The sequence below is a fragment of the Pedobacter sp. GQ55 genome (assembly GCF_059758925.1).
Window position 1 is genome coordinate 362,192 of the sequence record NZ_JCAXEI010000001.1, and the last position, 17,035, is coordinate 379,226.

A 17,035-nucleotide genomic window follows, 5' to 3' on the forward strand; every position below is an offset into this window, starting at 1 on the left:
GTAAATAAATAAATGGGACAATTAGATTTCGTGGTAATGGCCGTTTTTGCCTTACTTATATTTGGTATAGGGCTTACGTTCACTCGCGTGGGCAGTAAAAGTGGACAGGCATTCTTTGAAGCCGGAGGAGAAACGCCCTGGTGGATCAATGGACTATCCCTGTTCATCAGCTATTTTTCTGCCGGAACTTTTGTCGTTTGGGGTTCTATAGCCTATAAGCATGGTTTAGTTGCCAATGCGATACAATTGACGATGGCAATAAGTGGCCTGATTGTAACGCTTTTTATTGCTGCCCGATGGAAAAAAACAGGGGTGGCCACGGCTGCAGAATACATTGGTAAACGTTTTGGCGCCAGAGAGAAACAATTCTATACTTACATGACGCTGTTACTCAGTCTTTTTACTACTGCGGCTGTCTTATATCCCGTTGGTAAAATGGTGCACGTGGCGACACCCTATTCCCTGGAAACCTGTATCATTGTCATTGGTTTAATCATTGTCGTTTACACGGCAGCTGGGGGATTATGGGCGGTTCTGGTTACGGATGTCGTCCAGTTTGTTATTCTGACTGCTGCAGTATTGATTGTTATCCCAATTGCATTTTCCCAAATCGGCGGACCGGCAAACCTGGTGACCAAGGCGCCACCTCATTTCTTTGAACCCTTTAACCAGGATTATACCTTTGGTTTTATGCTAGCCTTTATCGTTTACCAAACGTTTTATATTGGTGGGAACTGGTCATATGTTCAGCGTTATACGAGTGTGTCAAATCAAAAGAATTCCAAAAAAGTGGCGGGTATATTTACGATACTATATTTCATCAGTCCCTTTATCTGGATGATACCACCAATGATCTATCGCGTGATCAATCCAAATCTTCAGGGATTGGAAACCGAGGATGCCTATATGATGCTGATCCAGAAGGTAATGCCTGCCGGCCTGATTGGGCTGGTACTGGCAGGCATGGTCTCTGCTACTTCCAGCAAGGCAAATACGACCATTAACATGGCGGCTACCGTTTTTGCACAGGACATTTATAAAAATCTGCTCAGACCTGCAGCTTCTGAAGCCGAGGTGATCTGGATGGCCCGTTTTTTTACACTTCTTTTTGGTGCATTGACCATTGTTGTCGCCATTTGGATACCCAGCGCAGGTGGAATAGTTGAAGTGGTTTTAAGTACAGCATCAATTGCTGGGGGAGCATTATTTGCTCCGATCATCTGGACACTTTTTTCCAGACGTCAAACCGGACTGTCGGTAGTCACAGCAACGGTATCGTCGCTTTTGATTAACATGTTCTTTAAAGTAATTGCTCCGGTGATCTGGAATTTAAAATTGGACCGCACAATGGAAACCTGTTTGGGTATGGGTATTCCTATGGCTATTTTACTATTTTTTGAATTATACTATCTCTCAACGAAGAAAGTATCTGTGAAGGTTGCGGAGATGGAACAGGAAAAACTGATCACAGCAATCAAGCTGCTAGATCCGGCCGTTCATCTTGATGCAGCAAAACAAAACAAATTCGGCATAAGGGTCATTGCACTTTCCATGTGTGTTGTAGGTGCCGGAATAGGTATACTTGGATATATTGCAAAAGACTTCTCGATAACCGTGATGACAGTAGGCGGATTGATTCTGGTATCGGCAGTGTTATTATGGAAACTGGCCAATAAAAAATTAGTTGATTAACTTTGAGAAAGAAGCTGCTTGGGTATCAATTTTTTACCGCAAATCGATACATGCTAAAGTTAGAACGTTTTTTTATGGTTTATTTGTAATGGTTAATATTCGTTCTGGCTTTACAGGATCACCGCTATACCACTCAAGAGTACCGTTATAAAATGCCTTCGTGCAGATCACGGTATTTTTTTCATGAGAGAGATAACTTGTAAGCGTGTCCTGTACGGTATTATTAAACTTTAAAATAGTAATAGTTGTGTCCTTTCCAGGTGGTTGAAAGGGAAATATTCTTAAAATATTTTGGCCTTTGAGGTCTTTGTACAATAAAAATCCAATCTCGTGACCTTTGCTTAAATCAGGTGATAGTAGCTTCCCTTCTACCAAATGAAAGACCTTAAGGTCTTTAATATATGTCTCATTTAGAATATTAACTGCTTCTGAATTTACATATTTTAAATCGACAGTAGTATCTATAACAATCGGATCATTTGATCTTTTGGTACATGAAAAGCTTAGCATTGCTATACCAAGCCCTGAAAGAACATGGAGGATAAAAGATTTTTTCATGGGGATAAGAGGTTAAATAATTAATGAAATTTAATTAAAAATAAATATTCCTTGTTAAATTGTATCATTTATTAATATAATCATAGTCTTAATACTAAATGGATTATGTTGAATATCCACTTAGTATTTATTTTGAGTTTCATTAAAGAATCCTAAGAGTTATTGACCTAAATGGATTATGGCAAGAGCCTGGAAACAATGAAAGATAAAACTTGGTCGTAATAGGTAGCCACCTCTTTCGCCGAACGTAGTTCTTACTCACTTTTCCCGAAATATAGAGTTTGATGCCGTTTAAGTCGAAAGTTATAGATTAAGTATTTGAATGCTTGAGAATCTCATCGTATAGAAGGTGACTGAACAGTAGGAATCATGTTATGTCCTGCTATAACTGCATATTCCGGCTAATAAATAGAATGTTTTAATGAAAAATGTGGCTCCAAAACTCAGCCATTGAAATTTATCAAGAAAAATGGAAGAAACTGAACCGCATTAATTTAGTACTTGCAATTGAAACTGCTATAGACTGTATTGGCGGCAGCAAAATCACAAGACACATCCTCTTACTGAATTTTTTCCGTACCTGAATCAAAAGACACGGTACACTAATATCGTTGTTATAATTGCTATATTTATGCTAACCAAATTTAATGTTTATGCGCTCTTCGTTTTTTGCAGTGATATTATCACTTAATATATTGGCAGCATGCGGTCAAATTAAAACCAATTTTAACATCAATGGAGAAGAGATTGACCCAATCTCAAAAAGACCAGTAGGCTGGTCCTATTCTTTTAACAAAGACCAGGAGAAAGCCTATGAAATTAAACTCGACAGTAGTGTTAAGAAAGATGGAAAGTATTCGTTTTCAATCAAAAAAATAAATAATCAATCGGATTTTGCTGCCTTGGATTATATCATTCCCAAAACTTTTCAGGGTAATTCTATCGAATTAAAGGGATATATAAAAACTGAAGATGTGAATTCGGGGTTTGCCGGTATGTGGTTGCGAATTGACGGCGTTTCGGGCTCTATTGCCTTTGACAATATGCAATCCAAAAACCTAAAGGGAACAAACGATTGGAAGCAATATTCTATTATACTTCCATATGATAGTGAAGAGGCTAGAACGATACATTTAGGTGGGTTACTATCGGGTGATGGCCATGTCTGGTTCGATAATTTTGAGCTTTTTCTGGATGGAAAGGCTATCGACCAGGCTCAAGAAAAGAAAACTGTTTTGACAAAGGCGGACACAGATACAGCATTTAATAAAACATCCGGTATCAACGATTTAAAATTGACCCCCCGAATAATTAAAAATCTTGAAGTAACAGGTCAGTTTTGGGGCTTTTTGAAATACCACCATCCTGCAATTGCTAAAGGTGAATACAACTGGGATGGGGAACTTTTCAGAATATTACCGGGAAGTATTCAGGCTACAAGTGATCAGGAATTAAGCAAAACACTTGAAACTTACCTGAATCAACTTCCAACACCCGCCCGCTGTCCTTCATGTGAGGATGTACTGGATAAGCAAGCAGTTTTGAAACCTGATTACGGATTATTATTAAATAGTACAGTATTATCCAAATCTCTAACTGAAAAGTTGATTTACATAAAGAATAATAGAAATATTTTAAAGAATTATTATGCAGGTTATTACCCTGGAACCGGCAATGTAAAGTTTGAACATGAAAAGCCATATGCCCAAATGACCTATCCTGATGCAGGATATAGACTGCTTTGCCTTTACAGATATTGGGCCATGATCAATTACTTTTTCCCTTACAGAGATGTAATCGGAACGGATTGGAATAAGACCTTAACTACATTTATCCCGACTTTTGTAAATGCAAAGGATAAGAAAGGTTATACCATTGCTGCGTTAAAATTAATAGGCAGTATAAATGATACACATGCGAACATTTGGGGGAGCAACCGTACGCTGGACGACATCAAAGGAAAAAATACGGTACCTTTTGGAGCTACTTTTGTACAGGGGAAACTCGTGGTTACAGAATATTATGCAGATACAATGGCCGTAAAGAATAAGCTTAAACTCGGTGATATAATTGTTTCCATAAACGGCAAAGCTACAGATCAATTAGTTGAAGAATTCCTTCCCTTAACCCCCGCCTCCAATTATGATACTAAGTTGAGGGACCTCCCGTTTAACTATTTGCTTAGAAGTAACCTAAGCTCCTTTAATATCGGGGTTTTAAGAGAGGGTAAAACCATTCATGAAAACATACATACAATTGATCTGGCAACCTTTTACAAGGCGAAATATTCCAATAAGGGAAAATCATCTTACAACCTGATCAATAAAGACATTGGTTATGTTTTTCCGGGAACGTATAAAAATGCTGAATTACCAGAAATCAAAAAGCTGTTTAAAGACACAAAGGGAATAATTGTTGACATGCGCTGTTACCCTTCTGAGTTTATGCCGTTTACTTTTGGAAATTATATAAAATCTTTTCCTGGGGATTTCGCTAAAATTACCAGGCCTTCACAAACACAACCTGGCTTGTTCGTTTATACCACTCCAATTGTAAACGGAGCATTAAGTTCCGATAACTATAAAGGAAAAGTAATTATTATTGTAAACTCAACCAGTCAAAGCCAAGCAGAATACACAACAATGGCTTTTCAAAGTTCGCCAAATGTTAAGGTTATTGGCAGCATGACCGCCGGCGCTGACGGCAATGTCTCCAGTTTGGTCTTGCCGGGTGGAATCAGTTCAATGATTTCTGGATTAGGCATTTTCTATCCTGACAATACTAAAACTCAAAGAGTGGGTGTTAAAATTGATGAGGAAGTTAGACCTACGATCAAAGGCATAATTGAAGAAAAAGATGAGCTCCTTCAAAGAGCCATACAAATGATATTATAACAAATACCAAATTATGACCAGAATGTCTATTCATATGATGGCAAGCTGTTTTTAAATTTTCAAGGAAATGGCTTTAAGTCAAATTACTTTGATGAAGCAACTGGAGAACCATAATGGATATCCAGAGGTAGCAGCAAAACGGATGTCGTCGGCTTAATCCTGAAGATTTGCCATATATAAACGCATGTTCTGCGGAAATGGCATGATTAAAAAATATTATATCTATATGCATATTATTTAATGGTAACTGGGTGATGTTATATTGATATGCATATAACATTGTTAAACTTTATTTTTTATATGTCTTTACGTATAATTTTGCTGTATGTACGTGAATAGATGCAAATGCATATAATGAAAGGTTTAGCCTCATTTGTAAAAGAAAAAAGAAAGCTGGGGATTAATCCAAGAAGAATTTGCTGAGCGTGCCGGCGTTACGCTTACTGTGATTCCTAAAATTGAACAGGGAAAGTAAACGTTGAACCTGTCTAGCGTAAACCAGGTTTTGCTGACGTTTGGAAGTCCACTTGCTCCAGTCAGTACAAGGGAAATAGAAACGAAGCCATATACTCGGTAGTTTGTCTTACGATTTCTCTCGGACCCCCCTTCAAATTGTGCCTTTTCAGAAAACAGTGCTTTGCCGAATAGCCTGCAATGCATGAACATTGTCCCCACTGCTTTTTCAGCCGCCTCGCTGCCATCCAGAGCAGTAAGTCCTGTTACCCCGATGTGCAGGTCGGCAGGGAATCCACATCTTTGTTTTTGTCGCTGGCGCCACACCCTGCCAGGGCTATTCCGGCCATTATCAGCAGCAAGGGGAACATATTTTTTATGGTCGTGATTTTAAACTTCGTTTGTTTCTGTGGGACTTTATATGGTTCAATATGTGACTGGATACCCTGAGAAATCGCTTTTAGCAGTTCAACGCGAAGGTCAGTTTCAGTCGCGTTGATCCACACATTATTTCTTTTTACCATGGTAATCGAATCCCTTTCCGGAAAGATCACTTTAAGTGCTTTTGCGCCTTCATATGTTGTGGGTATCGCATTCAACAGTAGGGGCTTATAATCTGTAGGGTCTTTAATGCTAAATCTCATAAGTCAGTATGATTGAATTGACAATGGTTTATAAAATGGTGAGCCGTTTTTGAAATAACAACTCGGATCCCCGGTGGTTTGTAAAAAAATAACCTGCATGGAAAAGCATTAATTATCTGGAACCAATTGACAATGGCCATGCTATTCGGGCGATCTTCCGCTATCAGTTTTTTTGCTGACCGGAACGAATGAGGTTGCGGTCAGCAAAATCCAGCCAGATGCGCTGGCCGAATTCCTGTAATGGTTTTACTTTATTTATCTCCATAATTGAATATCTATTTTTTAGTGAAGGTGTTTTAGCCATCTATTGTTTTCAATGAAGTACGCTTGCTGGGACCAGCGCCCGTACCTGACTGATGATGGCCGATGCACTAATGCCTGCTTCTTCCATTAATTCATCCATTTTTCCCGAATGCGAAACCTGAGTTACCGCCATTTTTTTTACCTGTACGGTTCTTTCCGATGCAGTCACTGCAGTCATGGCAAAATCACCCATTCCTCCATGTGCAAAATGATCTTCCACAGTGATTAGGATAGGATGCCTGGTTGCGTTAAGGCAGTTGATCAGTGTCTCCTGATCTATAGGGTTGATGCTGTAGCAATCCAATACCCGGACAGATATTCCTTCTTCTTTCAGTTGGTCTGCTGCTTTGAGTGCTTCAAATACCGTAATGCCGGTAGCGGCAATGGTCAGCTGGTCTTCATCTGACTGTCGCAATAGTTTTGATCCCCCAATCTTAAACTCGTCCTGATTTTCATAGATCAGGGGTGTTTTAGGACGCAGTGTTCTTAGGTAAACCATGCCTTGATGTTTGATCATCAGGTCGGTTAATTTCGAGGTTGCCACTGCATCTGCCGGCTGGAAGATCACGGTATGGGGTAGGGTTCCAAATAAGGCAATGTCTTCCAGTCCCATTTGAGAAGGTCCATCTTCACCAATGGAAACACCGACATGTGAGCCCACAAATTTGATATTTGCCTCAGATACCCTCGCCATACGGATCTGGTCGGCCGCCCTGGTGAGGAATGCACCAAATGTCGCTACCACAGGTATTTTACCTAATCTGGATAGGCCTGCGGCTACGGATACCATATTTTGTTCCGCAATATAGCATTCGATAAAACGCGATGGAAATAAGGCTAAAAAATCTGCGGTAAAAGTGGAGTTCTTCACATCCGCATCCAGTACATAGATGTCTTTATTTTCTTTTCCCAGCTCAGCGATCACTTCACCAAATACTTCCCTGGTGGCATGCTCCTGGTCTTTGTTGAAGGAGGGGCCTATGGCGATTGGAAAGGTAGCCTGTCCCGGCAACCAGGTGGTGTCGGGTTTCCTCAGGTTAAAGTGAAGCTGCTCATCGGTATCTCCTAATTCTTCCAGTGCTTTTTGTAACTGTTCTTTATCCAGGGCTTTCCCATGCCAGCCTTCTCTGTCTTCCACAAAGGAGACGCCTTTGCCTTTAATGGTCTGGGCAATGATGGCCAGGGGTTTCCCGTTCTGATGGTCAATGCCTTGCCGGAAGGCCTGATCCACGTCATCCAGGTTGTGACCGTCGATCTGAATGACTTCAAATCCGAAAGCCCGGAACCGTTCGGCATATTTCTCAACATCCCAGCCAAACATGGTTTCTCCGCTTTGGGCCAGTCGGTTGATATCTGCTATGGCGATCAGGTTGTCCAGCTGATGATAGGAGGCAAAGTTTGCAGCCTCCCAGACTTGTCCTTCTGCGAGTTCTCCGTCACCTAGAAGGACATAGGTTTTGTAATCAAGTTGCTCTCTTTTTGCCAGTAATGCAAGTCCTGCTGCAACCGAAAGACCTTGACCTAATGAGCCCGTGGCTGCTTCTGAATACACAAATTTTGGAGTGGGGTGTCCTTCAAACCGGCTGTCGAATTTTCGTAACCTGAGTGTTTCTGCCAAGGGATAAGCGCCGGCCATGCCGAATAAGGTGTATAGCAGGGGAGCGGCGTGTCCCTTGGAAAGGACAAATCGGTCATTATATAAATTCAGCGGATTCTGGAGGTCATAGCTGAAATATTTATCAAAGAGCACCGCTGTGAGATCGGCTGCCGACAGACAGGAGGTCGGGTGCCCGGATCCCGCTGCTGTGGTGGTGCGTAGGCACCATTTACGAACTAGGTTGGCTTTTTCTTGTAATTTCTCGTTGTTTTCCATAGGGTTTTGTTTTTTTCAAATCAACTAAAGGAATGTGTGGAAAGCGTTGAGAACGTTGAGAGAACGTCGGGAGAACGTTGAGAGAACCTTGGGAGAACGTTGAAGTGATAGCATTAAGCACTTGAGCGTCCCTGAACCGTTAAAATAAGCGAAAATCGACACCTGTTGAGGCTTTAGATTTAGCTGGCCCGGTGGTCGTTCCTGGAACGGTTCATGTCAGCTGTAAGGAAAACAAATAAAAAAGATTTGTGTTTGATGAAATTCTTTAAAACTACATTTTTTGACAATTGTTATTGAAGTAGCGCCATTCCATATCTAATGTGTAACGCTTGTTTGCATTGATTATTTATATGTTTTAATCTGTATGTTATGGAAAATTTCAAAGACTATGCGGTGGCTTCCATTGTGATTTGTGCCATTGCCATGTGCGGTGCTGCAAAAAGCACCCTGGTGGAGCAAAAGTATACTTATCGTGTCTGGAGTCAGCAGCCAGATACACTCGCGACCGAACAGTTTATCCAGGAAATGTCGGTCGGTAGCGGTAAGGAAATCAACCTGTCGAAACTGGCGAAAGAAAAAACCAAAAACTCTAGGGTAAGGGACTATGCCATAAAAGTAATGGATGCTTGTATCCTGGCAAATTCGGACCTTAAACCGCTTGCTGAAACCAGGAAAATGATTTTAGCGGATTCAACGACGGTTGAGCCTGATCCCATTTATGCTAAACTGAAAAAGTCAAAAGGGACAGATTTTGATAAGAAATATCTTGCTGCCACAATAGCGCATCATGACCAGATGATTGTCATGCTGGAGAAAGGGGTCGTGTCTCCTGATACTACGGTGTCCTCTCTGGCTACTAAGTTTTTACTGGTGTGGAGGAGAAATATCGAAGGAGCAAAGTTCCTTTCCAAAAGCATCAAGGATGGTAAGATGGTTGCCGATGGCTTACCGAAAGAAGAATGATCTGGTTTTACTCCATCTGGAGGTGTCCGAACTTGTGTACAGGTAAAGGGTATCCTTATGGACCAGGACAGCGGGGTCGGGTGTAAACTTATGCCTGACAATGGGGTTGCCTTGCCCGGCAATTTTATGTTGTATAGGCCCCATAGGCTTAATGGGAGATTGGTTATTCCGGTTCCTTATGGGCTGATGAGTTTTTCACGGTCGTTTTCATCTTTGTGCCGGGGATTGCCCAGGTTGGGTTTTGGTAGGGTTGGTTTTGAAATCCAGGGTTCATTGGTGTCTACCTGATCATTCAGGTTTTCCGTTGAAGGCAATTCATAACTCGCCCTTCTGTCGCTGCTGCTGTGGTATTCGGGGACATTTAAGTATTGTGGCTTTTCAGCATCATATGTTGCTGAACCCGGTTGCGGGGTATTTCGATTTTTCATAATATCTTAATTTTTAGGGTGTAAGAACAATAGCGGGTTAAGATTCCTATCGTGTGGGAGACAGGGGGTGCTTAACTTTCTTTTTTATTTTTGTTTAACCTTTGGCGCAGTTCTTCTTCAGCCTGTTTGACTTCGTCCTTTTCTGAAAGCGGCTCATCGGTTTTGAGTTTTTTCGGAGGAGCACTAGCTGCTTTTGCCAGCGCTTTGTCGGTATCACTCTCAGGTAGGATCTTATCTCTTTTTTTCATGATGCTGTTGCTTTAAATTGAACGATTTTGCTTAATCTCTTTTTGACCGGAGGTAACCCAGCAGGACAATAACCAGCAGCGCGACGATCAGGGCAATTGCGATATATATAATGGTTTCCATAAGGCAATAGGTTTATGAGCACTGTTTTAATTCTGGAGTCCTGTTCCAGTTAAAAAAAGAAGGATGAAACTGGCTCAGGATTTTTTCTTGGGAACTTTTGCGCCTGCTTTACGGGCTTCTGAAAGGCCAATCGCAATGGCCTGTTTTTTTGAGGTGACCTTTTTCCCGCTACCGGACTTGAGCTTCCCTTCCTTCATTTCATGCATGGTTTCTTCTACTTTCTCTGAGGCTTTTTCCGAATACTTTGCCATAATCTGAGTATTTAAATTTCTCCATTTTGTCTATAGGCCAGCAATCATAAATCCCTGGGATTTGTTTAATATTTCTGACCTTATCGTGTAGAAGTAACACTCTGTTTGCTAAATGGTTTGTCATAAGGTGTTTAATGACAAATCTGAGATCATGACAAAGTTTTCGTAGTGAGCCTTACTAGTTCTTCAATTGATCTTTTTAAATGTAAATACATTCAAATGGCCGGCTAAATAATTACCAACCCATGCTTCGATGGTATCCTGATTTTCATACAGAGCGATCCCAACAGGCTTTCCGGGACAGTGGATGGAAAAAATTCTACTGAAGCTTCCTGGGTTGATCTTAAAAACGTCGATTTTATTTCCCAGGTAACAGGTCACAAAAAGGAATTTCTGATTTCCGGATAAAGCAATCGTTCTGGGCTGCGCATGTGTCTTGGCGGTAAATAAGATCCTGCCTGTAGCGGTTGCCATGCAGGCAATTTCCGAAACCGAATTAAAAGAAACAAACAAATGCCCTAAGGTATCTGTGACCAGGTGTCTCGGATTTTGGGGAACTGTAAAGCGTTTTTCAACTTTCCAGTTTTTATGGTTGATCCTGATGATCGAATTCCCACCCATTATCCCCACGTAAGTCCTGCTGTTTTTATCATCTACGGCAATTCCCCTGGGGATGGCTGAGGTGGATATGGTGGCTATTCTTTTTCCATAAGGGGCGAGGGTATCGTTTATCTTTAAGATGCTGACAGTTTTGGAGGTCCAGTTACTGACTAGTAAATACTTGTTGTCTGCTGTTTTTGCAATTACTTTCGGTGTTTTTTCGGTTTGAATCAGGGGGAATAGTATCGTGTCCTTGGTATGGGTTTCCTGATTTGAGCGGTAAACAACTTTGTTTTTGACCAGGCTGGCGAGCGGTTTGTTTAGCAAGACCGAATCAAGGAGCAAGGGTATAATCCCCTCGCTGTTGTGCAGGGATACCCACAAGATTTTATCCTGATGACTAAAGCAGGCCTCTACAGGTTTTTCGGCAAACGAAGCGATGTCCTGGTGGGAACGATAATCCAGACCCCGGGATTTTGTGGGTTTAAAGCTGAACACCCTGATTAGCTTTTTGCTTTTCTGGCTGAATTCACTGATGTACATGTTCTCCAGGTTAAGCGCATACAATTTTGTTCCTGTAGAATTGAATAAGACGGATTTAATTCCCCAGGAGGAAGGAATGAGGTGTGTTTGCTCAAAGGTTAACCCAGAATAGGATTTGTTTCCAGGTGTGTCAGTTGAGGGCCCCAGACTTGGAGATTTGAGGGGGATGTTTTGTCCGGTAATACTGCTCAGCCCGATTCCGATCAGGCATAGCATTCCGGTTAAACTCCTGTGGTCTTTCACAATGACTGATGTTAGGTGAAGCGGACTATATGGCCATTTTAAGGCATTCCTGAGCACAATGCAAACAGGCTTCAGCACATTTTTGGCAATGTTCGGTATGGTGTTTGCCGCATTCTGTTCCGCAGGCATTACAAATTTCAGCGCAAAGTTTGCAGAGTTGTTTTGCGCTGTCCATACCCAGGCTCATCAGCTGTGCAGCAGCGTAGCATACCGCTGCACATTCCATATCCAGCCTGATGCATTCCGCCATCATTTCCACATCCGGTTCCCTGGTGCAGGAGCTGGCGCAGTAATTGCAAGTTGAGGCACATTCCAAACAGGCCTCAATGCATGATTTCCATTCATGGTATCCCATTGGTTTCAGTTTAAATTCAAATCATATCGTTACCTAAAAAGCATGTGCGGTTTGTTAACATACGGGGATGTTTGTTCCGCCTGATCTTTTAGGTCGGCATTTACTTGTTCCTTCTTGAAAAACTGCTCCTCAGCCTTAGATTTCCTGGGATGTGAACTACCGAGCTTTGCAATGACCTTATCGGTATCATGGTTTGTTATTCTTTTTCTTTTATTTTCCATGGTTTAGGTATGAGGGAAAGTAAGAAATGAGTTTGCTATTTAAATGTTAACAGTCAGGGATTTAAATAGTTTGTCATAATGTCGATTTTTAAAAGGACCTCAGAATATCCGGTGTAAAAAAATAAAACCCATCCTTTGCTGGGTTGTTTTATAAATGTTCACGGGATTCATGGGTAATAATTTTAATCGTTATCAATGGAGTCGGTAACAATTATTTAAAATTTTAGCTAGATGGATACCGATAAGAAAGTAGTTGGCGTAGTGGTGGCCCATCCCGATGATGAGACCTTATGGGCTGGCGGCTTATTGATCGACCACCCCTCATGGGATGTTTTCGTTGCCTGCTTATGCCGGAAAGGGGATCAGGAACAATCAGAAAAATTCAGTAAGGCCATAGATTTTCTTGGGGCGAGTGGAAAGATTGCGGATATGGACGATGGGCCGGAACAACGCCCTTTGCCGGCAAAAGTGGTTCAGCAAACCACTTTGCAGGTGCTGCCCCATAAATGGTTTGACCTGATCATTACACATAGTCCCGACGGAGAATACACACGGCACCGCAGGCATGAAGAGGTTGGTAGAGCGGTGATCAAACTTTGGTCTTCCGGAAAAATAAGGGCTAAGGAACTCTGGACTTTTGCCTATGAGGATGGTAACCGGATGTATTTTCCAAAGGCGATCACTGACGATGCGGTTAATTATGAACTCCGTTTGGGTACCTGGAGAAAAAAATACAGTGTAATTACAGAAGTGTATGGTTGTGACGCCGATAGCTGGGAGGCAAAGACTACACCCAGGGAGGAAGCATTCCGGCACTTTGTTCATCCTCAGGAGGCACTGATGAAGCTTGATACGCTGAGAATTAGGGGGAAATAAGGGCCCCTGCATGGTCTTTGATGTACAAATTAAACATGGATCGTATGAGTACATTTAATCAAACACATAACCACCAGGTCATTCGGCAATGGGTTGAACAGCGAAATGGTATTCCGGCCAGAACAACGGGGACCGGATTGGTTGGGGATGAAGGTGCGTTAGCCATTCACTTCCCCAGATTCCGTGAAAGTGATGACCTCGAGGAGATCAGCTGGGAGGATTTCTTCAGTGATTATGAAAAAGACAATCTTGATTTCTTATTCCAGGATAAGAAGGCAAATGGTGCGATGAGTACTTATTACCAGCTCGTGGCAAGACTGGGGTCCGGAAAACGGACAACATAATTTCTCGCTATTCCCTTCGGACTGCGAATGGAACTGACCTATACATCACTGTTCAAGGCAACGATTTTACAATGAAAATTATAGCGATGAATAAATAAAAGGGAATAAAAGGTGCGTTTTAAGGCGTACTGGTAAATCAGAGCGACAATACGAAAAGAATGGTGGTTGCCGATGGTTATTTTCATTAGCCATACGATAGGTGTCCTTAATTGATCATTACCCTTAAAAATTTCTACTTCTTAAGTATTATCCGTCAATATAGAATCGCAGAATCCACCAAATCAAGTAAAGAATAAATGAAATCACGATTCCGGCATGAACAGACTTGTTTGATGATTTAATGGCCAATACGCAAACAGCTATATGAATTATCGTTCTGAAGAGGTCTGGCCATTGCATTTTCGTAAAATATGTGGTTCCCTTGATATAAGTATCCATCATATCAAATGCAAAAAGTATTGCCAGAATAGAGAAAAACCATTTTCTTCGGGAATAGAAATAATCTTCATAATCTTTATAGTCCCTTAAATCTTCTGGAAACAGAAGTGCAGATAAAATAAAGTAGATGATAGCATAACAGGTTACAAAAGAGTATTTGAAAAAATTCCAATGCTGAATTTCTGATAAATGGATTTCAAACCACCAAAAATAAATGGTCATTAAAAAGAGATAAAATCCCCAGAGCAGATGGATCCAATAAGGCTTAACACGTCCAGGATGCACCATAAGTTTACTCGCACCTTTTAAGGAATGTGTAATACTTAAACCCAGTATTATACTAATGACTGTTTTGATGTGGGTGAATGTTTCCATTTTAACCCTAAGATAAGCATACTTGCAATAAATCATTCAATATGGCAGAAGAGATTGCCTAACTTTTGTTTTTTAAAAAAAACCTTTATATTTAATTGAGAATTGTTCAACAAAAGATTTAATGCATGTTATGCATGATGGTGTGTTTAATTGTTGAAAATAGTTTGATACTAAGCGCTTCAAATTTATAATACAGTATAAACTTTTATCATCCACTGTCTAAATACTCATCCTATGAATGCAATCATCCCAACTGTCTCAACCCTGTTTACTTTTCTTTCTATAAACAGTCACCTTCGTAAGGGTAGCCCAGCAGTCTTTTAATTTGCCTGTAGCAATATGACTTTTTTTTAAAAAAAAATGCGCCATCAACTTTAAGAAGAATCCAGCCGCCTGCAGGATATCTTAATCTGGTCTATTCTCTCTTTTTTATCTAAATATCAAATTATGGAATGGTTTATTCAAACGTTTCGGCAATACCCTGAACTGGCGGTTTTTGGCAGTTACATCAGCAGCACGTTCGCAGTAAAACAGTTCAGGCTTGAAATTAAAGGAAATGTATTTCAAGACAAAGTTTTTTTCAGGTTCCGCGACCGCTACGCCAAGGATCCGGAAGTGCAATCCGTTGATAACATCACCAGATCAACAGATCCGGCCTTTATTGGTTACAAGATATCAGACCGGACAAGTATTTCCATAGGAAAGATGTGTGCTGCCTGGGGCGGTTATGAATTTGATATGAACCCCATTGATATTTACCAATACAATGATATTGTAGATCAGGCAGATAATTTTTTAACAGGTGTGCAGTTCAATTGGAAAGCCTCAGCTAATCACACCCTTTCTGCGCAGGTATTGAATTCCAGGACCAAAACTTTTGCAGAATTGTACAAGAATGTTCCAGATCTTAAAGAGGCTAAGTTCCCAGCTGCTTATGTTGGCAACTGGAACGGCAGTTTTGCCGGAGGGAAATTCCAGACGATCTGTAGTTTCAGCATTTTTCAGGAAACCAGTAAAAACGGTGATCCCGTAAATATGTATTACACTGCTTTGGGTAATCAGTTCAGGTCAAAAACCAGTCTCAATCAGCTAAATGGCATGCCGGGCATTACTTCACCCTTGCTGATTTTGTAATATAATTTTATTAGCAGCTTATGACAAAAATAAATAGAATGTTTAAATCAATTATAGTTTTATTGCTGGTTCTACCTGTTATAAGTTTTGGACAAAATACAACTTTACAAAAATGTCTGACCATTGCAAGTGAAAACAATTTATCGGTTAAACAAGCAAAGTCTGCACTGTTATCCGGGCAATATAATTTGCAGGCGGAGAAGAAGAGCTACTTACCCAAAGTAGATCTGCTGTCTAGTTACACATACCTGAGCAGCCCATTAACGGTAAATTTACAAACGGTAAAAGATGGTATTGTAGAGGGATCCTCAAAGCAAAGCGTTAACGCGGCAAATGAAGTATTTAAAGAGGTTACCGGTAGCGATTTGTCACAAGCTGCACAGGATCGAATATACAATGCCTCCAAAAACATTATTGGGGGCGTTTATCCCGACTATAATCCGAGTTTAAGTAAGCAATCTTATTTTGTTGCCGGCTTAGGTGTAAGGCAACCCATTTTTCTGGGAAACAAACTAGACGCTGCCGGAAACCTGGCTCAATCTCTTGTAAATTCTGCAGACATAAACGTTGATCTTGTAAATAAAGAAGTCGATTTTTTAATTGCAGCCCAATATCTGCGCATTTTGTATTTAAACACCCTCTTCAATAAGCAGCGGGTAATGATAGATGCCCTAACCAAAAATAACCATTATGCTCAGGAGCTGGTAAAAAACCAAATACTTGCACCTTATCAGAAAAGCTGGACTAATGTAGTATTATCGCAAGCCGAAAGCCATTTCAACAACATCAAGCTGGAGCAGCAAAATGCCTATATAGAGCTTAACAAGCTGCTTGGCGTTCCGCTCGACTCTACAATGATAATTACAGACACATTGAGTTATGCAGCTATTGAGCCGTTTGAACCTGAAGACGATTTTTGGGAATCAAATCCTGTATATAAAATGGCTGGCAGTAAAATCTCTTATGCTAAAACAGCAGAAAAGATCAGTAAGTCGTTTTCTTTACCCAACATTTTTGCCATTGGAAATTATAACTTATATCAACGTGACCTGCCTCTTCTTATGCCCGACTGGTTTGTTGGTGTAGAACTACAGTGGACGCTTTTTAACGGGCAAACAAGAAAAAGAACCCTTGCAGCCAGACAACTGATAGAAGAGGCAAAACTTGCAGAGCAAAATGCAAGTCTTGGAATACAAGTCTTATCTGCGGTTGCCAGAAACAAGATGAAATCTCTTCAAAATGAGGTGACATCGCTAGATAATGCCAGAAAGGATGCCCATACCACAAGCCGTCTTATTACAGAGCGGATGAAAAATCAGCTATCCTCTCCTAAAGATGTAAATGATGCTTTATTAATAGAAACAGAAATTGAAAAAGGCTACCATACCGCAGTGTTTGGATATTATTTAGCTGCAGCAGAATACTTCAACAGTCTAGGTAAACCACAGCAAATAACTCAATACATTAAGTGATGAAAC

The 17,035-nt window shown here is 40.8% G+C and carries 17 protein-coding genes; 7 read left to right on the plus strand and 10 right to left on the minus strand.

The features are described 5' to 3' along the window. The first annotated feature begins 12 nt into the window (after window positions 1-12). Entirely contained in the window at window positions 13-1,692 is a 1,680-nt protein-coding gene (locus AC6CH7_RS01455; protein ID WP_498260980.1) for a sodium:solute symporter family protein, read from the plus strand. A 72-nt stretch (window positions 1,693-1,764) separates the two neighbouring features. Here AC6CH7_RS01455 and AC6CH7_RS01460 read toward each other — a convergent pair whose 3' ends face one another. Further along, entirely contained in the window at window positions 1,765-2,250 is a 486-nt protein-coding gene (locus tag AC6CH7_RS01460) for a hypothetical protein (protein WP_498260981.1), read from the minus strand. A 653-nt stretch (window positions 2,251-2,903) separates the two neighbouring features. On the opposite strand from AC6CH7_RS01460, the gene AC6CH7_RS01465 reads away from it, so the two are divergent. Next, window positions 2,904-5,144, plus strand: coding sequence for a S41 family peptidase (locus AC6CH7_RS01465; protein WP_498260982.1), 2,241 nt, complete (start codon window positions 2,904-2,906; stop codon window positions 5,142-5,144). A 719-nt stretch (window positions 5,145-5,863) separates the two neighbouring features. Here the strand turns inward: AC6CH7_RS01465 and AC6CH7_RS01470 are convergent. Together AC6CH7_RS01470 and AC6CH7_RS01475 are read right to left on the minus strand one after the other, a co-directional pair. After that, the gene (locus AC6CH7_RS01470; protein WP_498260983.1) at window positions 5,864-6,241 is read right to left on the minus strand and encodes a hypothetical protein; all 378 of its coding nucleotides are present in this window, start codon (window positions 6,239-6,241) and stop codon (window positions 5,864-5,866) included. Window positions 6,242-6,554: 313 nt separating this feature from the next. Beyond that, window positions 6,555-8,417 carry a transketolase gene (locus AC6CH7_RS01475; RefSeq protein ID WP_498260984.1) on the minus strand — a complete coding sequence of 621 codons (1,863 nt, stop codon included), beginning with the start codon at window positions 8,415-8,417 and terminating at the stop codon, window positions 6,555-6,557. 369 nt (window positions 8,418-8,786) lie between these two features. Here AC6CH7_RS01475 and AC6CH7_RS01480 point away from each other — a divergent pair, with 369 nt between their 5' ends. Then, entirely contained in the window at window positions 8,787-9,380 is a 594-nt protein-coding gene (locus tag AC6CH7_RS01480) for a DUF4142 domain-containing protein (RefSeq protein ID WP_498260985.1), read from the plus strand. Between the two features lie 176 nt (window positions 9,381-9,556). Here the strand turns inward: AC6CH7_RS01480 and AC6CH7_RS01485 are convergent, their stop codons facing one another. The 6 genes from AC6CH7_RS01485 to AC6CH7_RS01510 form a co-directional block, all read right to left on the minus strand. Beyond that, entirely contained in the window at window positions 9,557-9,808 is a 252-nt protein-coding gene (locus AC6CH7_RS01485; protein WP_498260986.1) for a hypothetical protein, read from the minus strand. A 71-nt stretch (window positions 9,809-9,879) separates the two neighbouring features. Beyond that, on the minus strand, window positions 9,880-10,056 hold the full coding sequence (locus tag AC6CH7_RS01490; RefSeq protein WP_498260987.1) for a hypothetical protein: 177 nt from the start codon (window positions 10,054-10,056) through the stop codon (window positions 9,880-9,882). Between the two features lie 195 nt (window positions 10,057-10,251). Next, window positions 10,252-10,428 (minus strand): DUF6496 domain-containing protein, encoded by a 177-nt coding sequence (locus AC6CH7_RS01495; protein ID WP_498260988.1) that lies wholly within the window; start codon window positions 10,426-10,428, stop codon window positions 10,252-10,254. A gap of 186 nt (window positions 10,429-10,614) precedes the next feature. Next, window positions 10,615-11,814 (minus strand): YncE family protein, encoded by a 1,200-nt coding sequence (locus tag AC6CH7_RS01500; RefSeq protein WP_498260989.1) that lies wholly within the window; start codon window positions 11,812-11,814, stop codon window positions 10,615-10,617. Between the two features lie 25 nt (window positions 11,815-11,839). Further along, window positions 11,840-12,169 (minus strand): four-helix bundle copper-binding protein, encoded by a 330-nt coding sequence (locus tag AC6CH7_RS01505; protein WP_498260990.1) that lies wholly within the window; start codon window positions 12,167-12,169, stop codon window positions 11,840-11,842. A gap of 29 nt (window positions 12,170-12,198) precedes the next feature. Beyond that, window positions 12,199-12,390, minus strand: a complete 192-nt coding sequence (locus tag AC6CH7_RS01510; RefSeq protein WP_498260991.1) for a hypothetical protein — start codon at window positions 12,388-12,390, stop codon at window positions 12,199-12,201. Between the two features lie 231 nt (window positions 12,391-12,621). On the opposite strand from AC6CH7_RS01510, the gene AC6CH7_RS01515 reads away from it, so the two are divergent. Beyond that, window positions 12,622-13,266 carry a PIG-L family deacetylase gene (locus AC6CH7_RS01515; protein ID WP_498260992.1) on the plus strand — a complete coding sequence of 215 codons (645 nt, stop codon included), beginning with the start codon at window positions 12,622-12,624 and terminating at the stop codon, window positions 13,264-13,266. A gap of 44 nt (window positions 13,267-13,310) precedes the next feature. After that, window positions 13,311-13,610 (plus strand): hypothetical protein, encoded by a 300-nt coding sequence (locus AC6CH7_RS01520; protein WP_498260993.1) that lies wholly within the window; start codon window positions 13,311-13,313, stop codon window positions 13,608-13,610. Window positions 13,611-13,856: 246 nt separating this feature from the next. Here the strand turns inward: AC6CH7_RS01520 and AC6CH7_RS01525 are convergent, their stop codons facing one another. Continuing rightward, a complete protein-coding gene (locus tag AC6CH7_RS01525) occupies window positions 13,857-14,423 on the minus strand; it encodes a hypothetical protein (RefSeq protein WP_498260994.1) in 567 nt (188 codons plus the stop codon). A gap of 447 nt (window positions 14,424-14,870) precedes the next feature. On the opposite strand from AC6CH7_RS01525, the gene AC6CH7_RS01530 reads away from it, so the two are divergent. Both AC6CH7_RS01530 and AC6CH7_RS01535 read left to right on the plus strand, forming a co-directional pair. Beyond that, window positions 14,871-15,557: a porin gene (locus AC6CH7_RS01530; RefSeq protein WP_498260995.1), complete on the plus strand. Its 687-nt coding sequence runs from the start codon at window positions 14,871-14,873 to the stop codon at window positions 15,555-15,557. Between the two features lie 38 nt (window positions 15,558-15,595). Further along, window positions 15,596-17,029 (plus strand): TolC family protein, encoded by a 1,434-nt coding sequence (locus AC6CH7_RS01535; RefSeq protein ID WP_498260996.1) that lies wholly within the window; start codon window positions 15,596-15,598, stop codon window positions 17,027-17,029. Window positions 17,030-17,035: the final 6 nt, after the last annotated feature.

Coding starts and splice junctions, on each gene's coding strand:
- AC6CH7_RS01495 (WP_498260988.1), bottom strand. CDS start 10,428: ATGGCAAAGTATTCGGAAAAAGCCTCAGAGAAAGTAGAAGAAACCATG.
- AC6CH7_RS01520 (WP_498260993.1), top strand. CDS start 13,311: ATGAGTACATTTAATCAAACACATAACCACCAGGTCATTCGGCAATGG.
- AC6CH7_RS01480 (WP_498260985.1), top strand. CDS start 8,787: ATGGAAAATTTCAAAGACTATGCGGTGGCTTCCATTGTGATTTGTGCC.
- AC6CH7_RS01515 (WP_498260992.1), top strand. CDS start 12,622: ATGGATACCGATAAGAAAGTAGTTGGCGTAGTGGTGGCCCATCCCGAT.
- AC6CH7_RS01490 (WP_498260987.1), bottom strand. CDS start 10,056: ATGAAAAAAAGAGATAAGATCCTACCTGAGAGTGATACCGACAAAGCG.
- AC6CH7_RS01485 (WP_498260986.1), bottom strand. CDS start 9,808: ATGAAAAATCGAAATACCCCGCAACCGGGTTCAGCAACATATGATGCT.
- AC6CH7_RS01505 (WP_498260990.1), bottom strand. CDS start 12,169: ATGGGATACCATGAATGGAAATCATGCATTGAGGCCTGTTTGGAATGT.
- AC6CH7_RS01535 (WP_498260996.1), top strand. CDS start 15,596: ATGTTTAAATCAATTATAGTTTTATTGCTGGTTCTACCTGTTATAAGT.
- AC6CH7_RS01460 (WP_498260981.1), bottom strand. CDS start 2,250: ATGAAAAAATCTTTTATCCTCCATGTTCTTTCAGGGCTTGGTATAGCA.
- AC6CH7_RS01465 (WP_498260982.1), top strand. CDS start 2,904: ATGCGCTCTTCGTTTTTTGCAGTGATATTATCACTTAATATATTGGCA.
- AC6CH7_RS01455 (WP_498260980.1), top strand. CDS start 13: ATGGGACAATTAGATTTCGTGGTAATGGCCGTTTTTGCCTTACTTATA.
- AC6CH7_RS01510 (WP_498260991.1), bottom strand. CDS start 12,390: ATGGAAAATAAAAGAAAAAGAATAACAAACCATGATACCGATAAGGTC.
- AC6CH7_RS01530 (WP_498260995.1), top strand. CDS start 14,871: ATGGAATGGTTTATTCAAACGTTTCGGCAATACCCTGAACTGGCGGTT.
- AC6CH7_RS01475 (WP_498260984.1), bottom strand. CDS start 8,417: ATGGAAAACAACGAGAAATTACAAGAAAAAGCCAACCTAGTTCGTAAA.
- AC6CH7_RS01470 (WP_498260983.1), bottom strand. CDS start 6,241: ATGAGATTTAGCATTAAAGACCCTACAGATTATAAGCCCCTACTGTTG.
- AC6CH7_RS01525 (WP_498260994.1), bottom strand. CDS start 14,423: ATGGAAACATTCACCCACATCAAAACAGTCATTAGTATAATACTGGGT.